Below are 9,699 nucleotides of genomic sequence, written 5' to 3' on the forward strand. Positions count from 1 at the left end.
GCAATCCTCCGGTAGGAGCTGCCGCAGGCTGCGATCTTTTGATCTTGAAAAGCCAAAGTCAAAAGATCGCAGCCTGCGGCAGCTCCTACAGGGTTTTGTGTGTGGCTGAGGAATCAGCGCAGATCGAGCTTCGCCGCCGCGCGCTCGGTGATTTCCGTGCGCAGTTTCAACGAAGGCGCTGCACGGTGCCGGGCCTCTTTGACGACAGCACTCGGTGCCGTCTGCGGACTGCCCGATTCAAACGGCGGTGCCGGCGCATATTCCAGCTGCAGTTGAATCAACTGCGCCGCCTCGGCTCCCACCAGTTCGGCAGCCAGCACCAGCGCAAAGTCGATGCCGGCGGTAATGCCGCCACCGGTAAACAGATTGCCGTCGCGTACCACCCGGTCCTGCACTGCAATCGCGCCGAGTTTCGGCAGCAGTTCGTGATAGGCCCAGTGGGTGGTCGCACGTTTGCCCTTCAGCAGTCCCGCCGCGCCCAGCACCAGCGACCCGGTGCACACCGACGTTACATACCTGGCCTGCGCCGCCTGACGCTTGATGAACCCCAGCGTCTGCTCATCTTCCATCAGCGGCCCGACCCCGGCGCCGCCGGGAACGCAGATCACATCGAGATCCGGGCAGTCCTCGAAGGTGGTGGTCGGTTTCAACAGCAGGCCGGTGCTGGCGGTGACCGGCACCAGATCCTTCCAGATCAGATGCACCTGCACGTCCGGCAGCGAAGCCAGTACGTCATAGGGACCGGTCAGGTCGAGTTGCTGCACCTGCGGAAACAACAGAAAACCGATCTGCAACGTCATGGGGTGTTTCTCCAGTTGAGGGGTGGACGGCTTCACTGTAGGCGCGTAGGTTCTGGCGTATACGCCAATAACCCCACGAATTACGCCAAATGCCCAAAGTCATTCACGTACTCGCGTTCGCCAACATGCAGATCCTCGACGTCACCGGCCCGCTGCAAGTGTTCGCCTCGGCCAATGACATCGCCCGTCAGCGCGGCTTGCCGGTACCGTATGCGCCGTCGGTGATTGCCAGTGAGGGCGGGGCGGTGATGTCGTCGGCAGGGCTGGCGGTGCTGGCCGAACCGTTGCCGCAGCAGGCCAGCGATACCTTGATCATCGCCGGTGGCTGGGGCATTTACCCGGCAGCGGAAGACGTGCCGCTGGTGGATTGGGTGCGCGAGCATGCGGCGAAATGCCGACGCGTGGCCTCGGTCTGCACCGGCGCTTTCCTGTTGGCGGCCAGTGGCTGGCTCGACGGACGTCGCGTGGTAACCCACTGGACCCGTTGCGAACAACTGGCCCAGCAGCACCCGAAGCTGCAGGTCGAAGCCAACCCGATTTTCATCAACGACGGCCCGGTCTGGACCTCGGCCGGCGTCACCGCCGGCATCGATCTGGCGCTGGCGATGGTCGAGGAAGATCTGGGCCGCGACATCGCCCTCGACGTCGCCCGGCATCTGGTGGTGTTCCTCAAACGGCCCGGCGGGCAATCGCAATTCAGCGTGACCCTGGCCCTGCAGAATCAGGGCAATCGCTTTGATGAGCTGCACGCCTGGATCGCCGAAAACCTCACCTGCGACCTCGGCGTCCCGACCCTGGCCGAACAGGCCGGCATGAGCGAACGCAGTTTCGTCCGCCACTACCGCGCCGACACCGGCCAGACCCCGGCCCGCGCCATCGAATTGATCCGCGTCGAAACCGCCCGGCGCCTGCTCAGTGACACCGGGCTACCGGTGAAACGGATTGCGGCCAATTGCGGGTTTGGCAGTGAGGAGACGTTGCGCCGCAGTTTCCTGCGGGCGATCGGGGTGACGCCGCAGGCGTACAGGGAACGGTTTTCGGTCAGTGCTGGAGCAGATCCAGCGCGGTTATAGAGCCACCTGAGAGTTTTTAGAGTATCGATACTTGAACCGATCACCATAAATCGATTTGAAAACCAATTCATAGTCCACCCGCTCGTTGGCATATTTTTGCAGCATCAGGTTACTTAATGCGCATGTTTTGGGGGCTTTCGGATTGGCTTCAATAAGGCGTTCCTCGCTGCCTACTTGGAAAGCGTCGTTCGGGCGCGGGCCACCGATTAAAAAACACAGTGGATCCAGCCCAAGGGCGTTGACGGCAGAGAAGAACTTTCCGTACGGATGATCCGCGACTGCTTTTCCGTCCACGTACACTTCAAGGCTTTCAACAAAAGCGTTACCCATACCGTTGTTAAAGGCGTAGATGCCCCACTGGTCTTTGTTCCCGTTGTTGGAAAAGTACGAAGTGATTCGCGGCTCTACCGAGACGTGGTTATGTTTGATTTGGGCTTGTCCCTGCCAGATGGTTGCCCCTAGTGCTAGTGCAGCAACCGTAAGGGCGAGCTTGTCCATGTATGTTTTTGTCACACAGTAATCCGTAGCCGATAAATTGAAAGGTACAAAAACACTCGTATGAATCAGACCTGCCTACAAAATGTGCGCTTTCTATGACTCAGCTTCCGCCACCTGATTGAAATACTTCGTCCGATCCGGGGTAAACGTTACCCGCATCTTCGTCCGCGAGCAGGTCAGCGAACGCTCTTCACCCAGATCAATATCCAGATCCTCGCCCCGCAAGCCCTGCCACTGGGCGAGGTATTTCAGCGAGCCGTATTTCTCGTTTTTCTTCAGGCTGCGGCTCACGCCACCTTTCCAGCCGAGCACCGGCAGTTCGCCGGCGAGGCATTGGTGGGCAAGGTCGGGGAAGCGGGTGGCGCGCTGGCGGCCGATTTCCCAGCACTTGATCAGGCCTTTGTCGGCGGCTTCCCACAGTTGGGTGCGGGTCAGGCCAGTGCGCAGGGGCGTGGCGATGGGGCGGTGGACGTGCTGGGTCATTCTGGTTCCTTGAATTCGGGTTTTATTGGACAGCTCCGCTGTGCCCGTTGCGGTGGATGGTAGGGGGGGATGTAACAGCTGGCAACAGGGTATTTCAGGGTGTAAGTGCAGGTTGCGGGGGAGGGATTTGCCAGGGTGTTGTTTAGAAGAAGCAGGAACAAACTACCCAAACTGTGGTGAGGGGATTCATCCCCGATCGGCTGCGCAGCAGGCGCAAAGCCAAGCAACGCGGTGCTGTTGACGAAATGCACCGGAAAAATCAGGAATGCTGCGCAGCCCGTCGGGGATAAATCCCCTCACCACAGGGGATCTGATTCTGTTTATTTCAGTGTAGGGGTTAGTCCGGCGAAGCGCGCTGATGCGGCATATTTCCTACAAACACTGGCGAAATTACGGCTGCCAAACACTCTTCTCCCCACTCAAACGCCGATCCAGAAAACTCGCCGCACTGATCAGCGCCAGATGCGTCAGCGCTTGCGGGGTGTTGCCCAGATGGCGGCCCTTGCTGTCGAACTCTTCGGCATACAGGCCCAGCGGGTTCGCGTAGCGCAGCAGTTGTTCGAACTCCAGATGGGCTTTTTCCACCTGACCGGCGCGAGCCAGGCATTCGACGTACCAGAACGAGCACGCGGCAAACGCGCCTTCGGTGCCGGTCAAACCGTCGATGTTGGCGTCATCGTTGCGATAGCGATAAACCATGCCGTCGCGCACCAGAGTCTTTTCGATCGCTTCAAGGGTCGACAGCCAGCGCGGGTCCTTGGCGCTGACGAAGCGCACCAGCGGCATCAGCAGCATCGAACCGTCGAGCGCGGTGCCGCCCTTGTACTGGACGAAATGCCCGCGCTCCTCATCCCAGAAGTTGTCCCAGATGTCGGCGTAGATCGCCTGCCGGGTCTGATCCCACTGGACGAACGGCGCCGGCAGCGAGCGTTTCGAGGCCAGGCGGATGGCCCGGTCAAGCGCCACCCAGCACATCAGTCGCGAGTGCAGGAAGTGATGCTGCTCACCGCGCATTTCCCAAATGCCAACATCGGCTGTCTGCCAGGTCTCACACACCTGATCGACCACTTCGCGCACGTGTTTCCAGCCTTGGTGGGAAATCGCGTCGCCGTACTTGTTGACCAGGTACACCGCGTCCATCAGTTCGCCAAAGATATCGAGCTGAATCTGATCGTACGCGCCATTGCCGATGCGCACCGGTTGCGCGCCACCATGACCGGAAAGGTGCGTGAGTTCGGTTTCCGGCAGCTCCTGGCGACCGTCGATCGCATAGAGGATGTTGAGTTTGGTCGAATGACCCTGACAATCGCTGACCCGCCCACGCAGCCAGCCCATGTAAGCGTTGGCCTCATCGACAAAACCCAGGCGCATGAACGCGTAGACCGTGAACGAAGCGTCGCGGATCCAGGTGTAGCGATAGTCCCAGTTGCGCTCGCCGCCGGGGGTTTCCGGCAGGCCGAAGGTGGCGGCGGCGAGGATCGCGCCGTGCTTGCGCGAGGTCAGCAGCTTCAGCGCGAGGGCCGAGCGATTGACCATCTCCCGCCAGCGCCCGCGGTAGTTGGACTGACCGATCCAGTCGCGCCAGAACTTCAGCGTGCGCTCCAGGCACATTTTCGCGCCGTCATCCTTGAAGCGCGGATCGTCGGCGCCACCGAGGACGAATTCGGCGTGCTGATCCTGCTTCATACTGAAGGAGGCAACGGCCGATTCGCCATCGATCTGCAGCGCCTGATCCGCCACCAGCCGCAGCGATGGCTGACCTTCGGCGCTGAAAACCACCGATTGTTCGTCCATCTGCGCGCGGGTGTTGGCACGCGCGTAGTCATGCCGCACCGCGCAGCGCATGTGAAACGTCGCTTCACCGCTGACCACCCGCACCCGGCGCATCAGCAACGGCAGGTCATCGACACTGTCGCCGATCGGCAGCAGATCGGTGATTTCCACCACGGCCTGTTCGCTGAGCCAGCGCGTTTGCAGAACGTTGGTGTCCGGCAGATAGATTTGCTCGCGCCGGGCATCGGGCAAGTCCGGGGCGAGCTGGAAAATCCCTGCCTCGGGCGTGTCGAGCAGTGAACAGAAGATCGACGGGCTGTCGAATTCCGGCCAGCAGAAAAAATCCACGCTGCCCTTGTCGTTGACCAGTGCGGCACTGCGCAGGTCGCCGATGATGCCGTGGGCGTCGATCGGGCTTTGTCGTTCAGGATGATGCTCAGCCATTGCCACGAAACTCCGGATAAAGACTCATGCCGCCGTCGATGAACAGGGTGGTGCCGACGATGTAGTCGGCGGCGTCGGAAGCGAGAAACACCACGGCGTTGGCGATGTCCTCGACATCGCCGATGCGACCGTAGGGGATAAGCTCCAGCAGCTTCTCACCGGCAGCGCCTTCGGTGGCTTGCTGATTGATTGCCGTGCGAATCGCCCCCGGCGCGATGCCGTTGATACGGATGCGCTGCTGGCTGACTTCCTGGGCGAGGGTCTGCATCAACTGATCGACGCCGCCCTTGGACGCCGCATAGTTGACGTGCCCGGCCCACGGAATGCGTTGATGTACCGAACTCATGTGAATGATCTTGCCGGCCGCGCGGGACACGCCTTCACGCACACCCTGGCGATTGAAAATCCGCAGCGCGGCGCGAGCGCAGAGGAACTGGCCGGTGAGGTTGACGCCGATCACCGTGTTCCAGTCTTCCAGGGTCATGTCCACCGCCGCGGCGTCCTTTTGCAGGCCGGAATTGGCCACCAGAATGTCCAGCGCGCCAAAGGTCTCGAGGGTCTCGGCGAATAACCGTTCGACCTCGTCTTCCTTTGAAATATCGGCGCCGATGGCCAGTGCCTGACCGCCGTCGGCGATGATCTGCCGGGCCAGCGCTTCGGCGGGTTCTGCCTGACGGTTGTAATTGATCACGACAGCTGCGCCGGCAGCGGCCAGCGCTTTGGCGGCGGCGTGGCCGATGCCGGAGCTGGCACCGGTGACCAGTGCTACTTGGCGGGCGAGGGATATTTGCATGCGAAGTCGTGCCTTGAGTGAGGGCCTATTTAGCTGACTGGTCGCAGGCCGGGAGAGTTCAAGAGCAAAGATCAAAAGATCGCAGCCTTCGGCAGCTCCTACATGGAATGCGTTCACCTGTAGGAGCTGCCGAAGGCTGCGATCTTTTGCTCTTCAAGGCCTTCACATTCCACCAACAATTCCTCGCTTCCACGTCACTCGGCCCTATGGCAACTTGGCGGCCCCTGATGAGGCTGTACCCATGGCAAACCCCTACCGCGAATTATTCACCGCCCCCGGCGCCCGTGCCTTTGTTCTGGCCGGGATGATCGCGCGCATGCCGATTTCCATGACCGGCATCGGCGTGATCACCATGCTCTCGCAACTCAAGGGCGGTTACGCGCTGGCCGGTGCGGTGGCGGCGACGTTTGCCCTGGCCACGGCGTTTTGTGCGCCGCAGGTCTCGCGTCTGGTGGATCGTTTCGGCCAGGGCAAAGTGCTGCCGCTGTCGGCATTGATCGGTGGCGGGGCGCTGCTGATGTTGCTGCTGTGCACGCGTTTGCAGGCGCCGACCTGGACACTGTTCATCTTCGCCGCGCTGGCCGGTTGCATGCCGAGCATGTCGGCGATGGTGCGCGCGCGCTGGACCGAGATCTATCGCGGCCAGCCGCAATTGCAGACTGCCTATGCGCTGGAATCGGTGCTCGATGAAGTCTGTTTCATCGTCGGCCCGCCGCTGTCGGTGGGCTTGTGCGTGGTGGCGTTTCCCGAGGCCGGGCCGTTGGCCGCGCTGTTGGCGCTGGCGATCGGGGTGACGGCGTTTGTCGCCCAGCGCAGCACCGAACCGGCGGTGCACCCGCAGGAATCACAGCATCAGGGTTCGATCATTCGCTCGACCGACGTGCAATGGCTGCTGGCATTGATGCTCGCCATGGGCGTTATCGTTGGCGTCGTCGATGTGGTCAGCGTCGCCTTCGCCCAGCAGCAGGGCCAACCGGCGGCGGCGAGCATCGTGTTGTCGGTGTACGCCATCGGCTCGTGCCTGGCCGGGATTGCGTTTGGCGCGATGCGTTCGAAACTGCCGTTGCCGCGTCTGTTTCTCTACGGTGGGGTGGCGACGGCGGTGACCACGCTGCCGCTGTTGTTGGCGAGCAATATTTTCGGTTTGTCGCTGGCGGTGTTTGTCGCGGGATTGTTCTTCTCGCCGACGCTGATTGTTGCCATGGCGTTGATCGAGCGCATCGTGCCGCCGGCCAAACTGACCGAAGGCCTGACCTGGCTGGTGACGGGGTTGAGCATCGGCGTGGCGATCGGCGCGGCCGGCTCGGGCGCTCTGGTGGATGCGTTTGGCGCCCGCAGCGGATTCTGGCTGGCGATTATGGCGGGGGCGGTGGTGTTGGCGTCGGCGTTTCAGAGTTATCGGCACCTGAAATAACCCGGCATTGATGAGCTGTTGTGGTGAGGGGATTTATCCCCGATGGGCCGCGAAGCAGCCCCAAATCCAGCCAGCGCTTTCCTTCAGAAGTACCTTGCCGGGAGTTTGCGACTGCTGCGCAGTCGATCGGGGATAAATCCCCTCGCCACAGAGTTATCCATACAGGCAGCGAATGGGTTACCAACCCCGGCCCGAATTCACCCAGAAATTCACCGACAGTGACGTCGACACCGATTCCACCTGATGGAACCAGCCCTCCGGCAGAAACAGCAGATCCCCGGCCTCCAGCGTCACGCGCAGGAATGTCACATCGCGTGCCGCAGGAAAGCGCTCGTAGTCCGGCGCGTCGGGGTTGAAGTCGCAGCCATCCAGGCCACCCTTTGGCGCTGTCGACCAGGTGCCCAGCGCCTCACGGTGATGCGGGGCGGCGAGGGTGAACTGCTTCTGGCCCCAGACCTGCGCAAACAAGTTGTCGGTGTCGTCGCGGTGCAGCGGTGTCAGCGTGCCTTTGGGGCCGATCCAGATGCGTGGCGGGATGAACAGCGAAGCATCGAAGTAGGGCGGGTACTTGATCTGCTGCAGCAATTGCGCCGGCAGGATGTTGTTGCCCATGTAGGCCGGTGGTTCGCCGTCAGCCCGTTTGACTGCCGGTTGATCCAGCGAGGCAATGAACTCGGCCATCGACGTCGAGCGGAAATCACGTTCGGTGGAAAAGGTCTTCTTCACGTAATCGCCGTGGCGGGTGATTCCCTGCAGTTCAGCGAAATGCACCAGCGATTCTTCGCGACTGAGCTTGAACAGAGGCCAGTCGTGCAGGGCATTGCTGATCACCACCGGGATGCCGTTGGGCAAATACTTGCTTTTGAATTCGCTGACCGACAAATCATTGCGCGCATGGCGCTCGATGCGGGTCTGCACCGGCAGGCCGGCGGTGAGTTTTTCACTGAAGCGTGGCGGGGTCGGGTAGCGCTTGTTCATGTCGACCTTTTGCGCCACGGCGCCACCGTGCATCGCATGCTCGATGATCTGCGGCAGCAGCGTCGCCAGGCCCATGTTACCGCCGATTTTCAGGCGTCCGCTGGCGAACAGTTCTTCGACATTGACTCGGCCGCCCATGATCCCGAGAAAATCACTCTCGGCGACTTCAATGGTCACGTCGGGGCTGGGATGGCGTCCGGGCGCGGTGCGACTGCTGGCCTTGACCTCGGACCAGTAGGCCTGCTGCGGGCCAAACACGAATTGGAACACGCCTTCGATGCCGACGGCACCGGCGTTGGCGAACAACTTGCCCAGGATGCTCTGCAGGTCCACGGTGAATCCTCGTTATTGGTTTTGGCCTGAACAGTTAACGAGCGCCTGTTGGCGCAATTTACCGGCGCGCGACTAATTTGCCGGGGGCGTAATCCGTTTATCTCTACAGACAAATTTTTCGAGGAAAGCCGGGTGAACAAGCTGACCCTGCTGTGCCTGCCGTACTCCGGCGCCAGCGCCATGGTCTATAGCCGCTGGCGGCCAAAACTGCCGCAATGGCTGCAACTGCAACCGGTGGAACTGCCGGGGCGCGGTGCACGTTTCGACGAGCCGCTGCACACGGATATGCGTGCGCTGGCGATGCAACTGGCCAAGGAATTGCGGCCGAATCTCAAAGCGCCGTATGCGTTGTTCGGCCATAGCCTGGGCGCGCTGCTGGCCTGCGAAATCGCTCACGCGCTGCGCGCATTGGGCTGTCCGGAACCGGTGGCGCTGTTTGCCTCGGGCACGGCGGCGCCGACGATGCGCGCCGATTACGATCGCGGTTTTGCCGAGCCGAAAACCGACGCCGAGCTCATCGATCAATTGCGCACGCTCAACGGCACCAGCGAAGAAGTGCTGGCCAATGCCGAACTGATGAGCCTGACCCTGCCGATCCTGCGCGCCGATTTTCTGCTCTGCGGCAAATTCGAGCCGTTGTCGCGACCCTTGCTCAACTGCCCGGTGCATGTACTGGGCGGCAAGGCGGATCGCGCGACCACCGAACAACTGATCGGCTGGAGCAAGGAAACCCGTGGCAGCTTTTCAGTGGACATGCTCGCCGGCGGGCACTTTTTCATTCATGAGCATGAGGCCAAAGTGCTCAAGGTGATCAAGGATCAACTGGAAGGGCATCATCGTCGGCATATCATGGCCGCAATCGCCTGAACGCCCCAGAACCTGTGGGAGCGAGCTTGCTCGCGAAGACGCAATGTCAGTCAACATCTGTATTGGCAGACATACCGCCTTCGCGAGCAAGCTGGCTCCCACAGGGTATTTTGCAGATCTGAAATTCCCCGCTGTACCTCCCGCCTGACAGTTGTTCTCATTCGCTAATTTTTCCGGTCTGCATTCGTTTTATAGGGACGACGTGCCTTTGTGCTTCCTGCCTACTGATCCGGATGCTGAGAA

The 9,699-nt window shown here is 61.2% G+C and carries 9 protein-coding genes; 3 read left to right on the top strand and 6 right to left on the bottom strand.

What is annotated here, in order from left to right; all coding sequences use genetic code 11:
* Nucleotides 1-113: 113 nt before the first annotated feature.
* Nucleotides 114-800, bottom strand: coding sequence for an isonitrile hydratase (inhA, locus tag JN524_RS14055; protein ID WP_202369693.1), 687 nt, complete (start codon nucleotides 798-800; stop codon nucleotides 114-116).
* 89 nt (nucleotides 801-889) lie between these two features.
* Here inhA and JN524_RS14060 point away from each other — a divergent pair, with 89 nt between their 5' ends.
* Nucleotides 890-1,873 (top strand): GlxA family transcriptional regulator, encoded by a 984-nt coding sequence (locus JN524_RS14060; protein ID WP_202369694.1) that lies wholly within the window; start codon nucleotides 890-892, stop codon nucleotides 1,871-1,873.
* Here the strand turns inward: JN524_RS14060 and JN524_RS14065 are convergent.
* From JN524_RS14065 to JN524_RS14080, 4 genes are all read right to left on the bottom strand, one after another.
* Nucleotides 1,868-2,371 (bottom strand): hypothetical protein, encoded by a 504-nt coding sequence (locus tag JN524_RS14065; RefSeq protein WP_202369695.1) that lies wholly within the window; start codon nucleotides 2,369-2,371, stop codon nucleotides 1,868-1,870. The two genes, JN524_RS14060 and JN524_RS14065, sit on opposite strands and share 6 nt — an antisense overlap.
* A 93-nt stretch (nucleotides 2,372-2,464) precedes the next feature.
* The gene (locus JN524_RS14070) at nucleotides 2,465-2,854 is read right to left on the bottom strand and encodes a hypothetical protein (protein ID WP_202369696.1); all 390 of its coding nucleotides are present in this window, start codon (nucleotides 2,852-2,854) and stop codon (nucleotides 2,465-2,467) included.
* Between the two features lie 390 nt (nucleotides 2,855-3,244).
* A complete protein-coding gene (locus JN524_RS14075; RefSeq protein WP_202369697.1) occupies nucleotides 3,245-5,071 on the bottom strand; it encodes a glycoside hydrolase family 15 protein in 1,827 nt (608 codons plus the stop codon).
* Nucleotides 5,064-5,864, bottom strand: coding sequence for an SDR family oxidoreductase (locus tag JN524_RS14080; protein WP_202369698.1), 801 nt, complete (start codon nucleotides 5,862-5,864; stop codon nucleotides 5,064-5,066). The genes JN524_RS14075 and JN524_RS14080 overlap by 8 nt, the downstream gene beginning before the upstream one ends.
* Nucleotides 5,865-6,105: 241 nt before the next feature.
* Here JN524_RS14080 and JN524_RS14085 point away from each other — a divergent pair, with 241 nt between their 5' ends.
* Nucleotides 6,106-7,278 (top strand): MFS transporter, encoded by a 1,173-nt coding sequence (locus JN524_RS14085; protein ID WP_097087672.1) that lies wholly within the window; start codon nucleotides 6,106-6,108, stop codon nucleotides 7,276-7,278.
* A gap of 177 nt (nucleotides 7,279-7,455) precedes the next feature.
* Here the strand turns inward: JN524_RS14085 and JN524_RS14090 are convergent, their stop codons facing one another.
* Nucleotides 7,456-8,589, bottom strand: coding sequence for a cupin-like domain-containing protein (locus JN524_RS14090; RefSeq protein WP_202369699.1), 1,134 nt, complete (start codon nucleotides 8,587-8,589; stop codon nucleotides 7,456-7,458).
* A gap of 132 nt (nucleotides 8,590-8,721) precedes the next feature.
* Between JN524_RS14090 and JN524_RS14095 the strand changes: the two genes are divergently transcribed.
* A complete protein-coding gene (locus JN524_RS14095) occupies nucleotides 8,722-9,456 on the top strand; it encodes a thioesterase II family protein (RefSeq protein WP_134785888.1) in 735 nt (244 codons plus the stop codon).
* Nucleotides 9,457-9,699: the final 243 nt, after the last annotated feature.

It is taken from the genome of Pseudomonas sp. MWU318, from assembly GCF_016756945.1.
Lineage (GTDB): Bacteria > Pseudomonadota > Gammaproteobacteria > Pseudomonadales > Pseudomonadaceae > Aquipseudomonas > Aquipseudomonas putida_A.

Bases quoted from the DNA above. Each gene is read 5' to 3' on its own strand.
- inhA (WP_202369693.1), bottom strand. From the start codon at position 800: ATGACGTTGCAGATCGGTTTTCTGTTGTTTCCGCAGGTGCAGCAACTC.
- JN524_RS14060 (WP_202369694.1), top strand. From the start codon at position 890: ATGCCCAAAGTCATTCACGTACTCGCGTTCGCCAACATGCAGATCCTC.
- JN524_RS14065 (WP_202369695.1), bottom strand. From the start codon at position 2,371: ATGGACAAGCTCGCCCTTACGGTTGCTGCACTAGCACTAGGGGCAACC.
- JN524_RS14070 (WP_202369696.1), bottom strand. From the start codon at position 2,854: ATGACCCAGCACGTCCACCGCCCCATCGCCACGCCCCTGCGCACTGGC.
- JN524_RS14075 (WP_202369697.1), bottom strand. From the start codon at position 5,071: ATGGCTGAGCATCATCCTGAACGACAAAGCCCGATCGACGCCCACGGC.
- JN524_RS14080 (WP_202369698.1), bottom strand. From the start codon at position 5,864: ATGCAAATATCCCTCGCCCGCCAAGTAGCACTGGTCACCGGTGCCAGC.
- JN524_RS14085 (WP_097087672.1), top strand. From the start codon at position 6,106: ATGGCAAACCCCTACCGCGAATTATTCACCGCCCCCGGCGCCCGTGCC.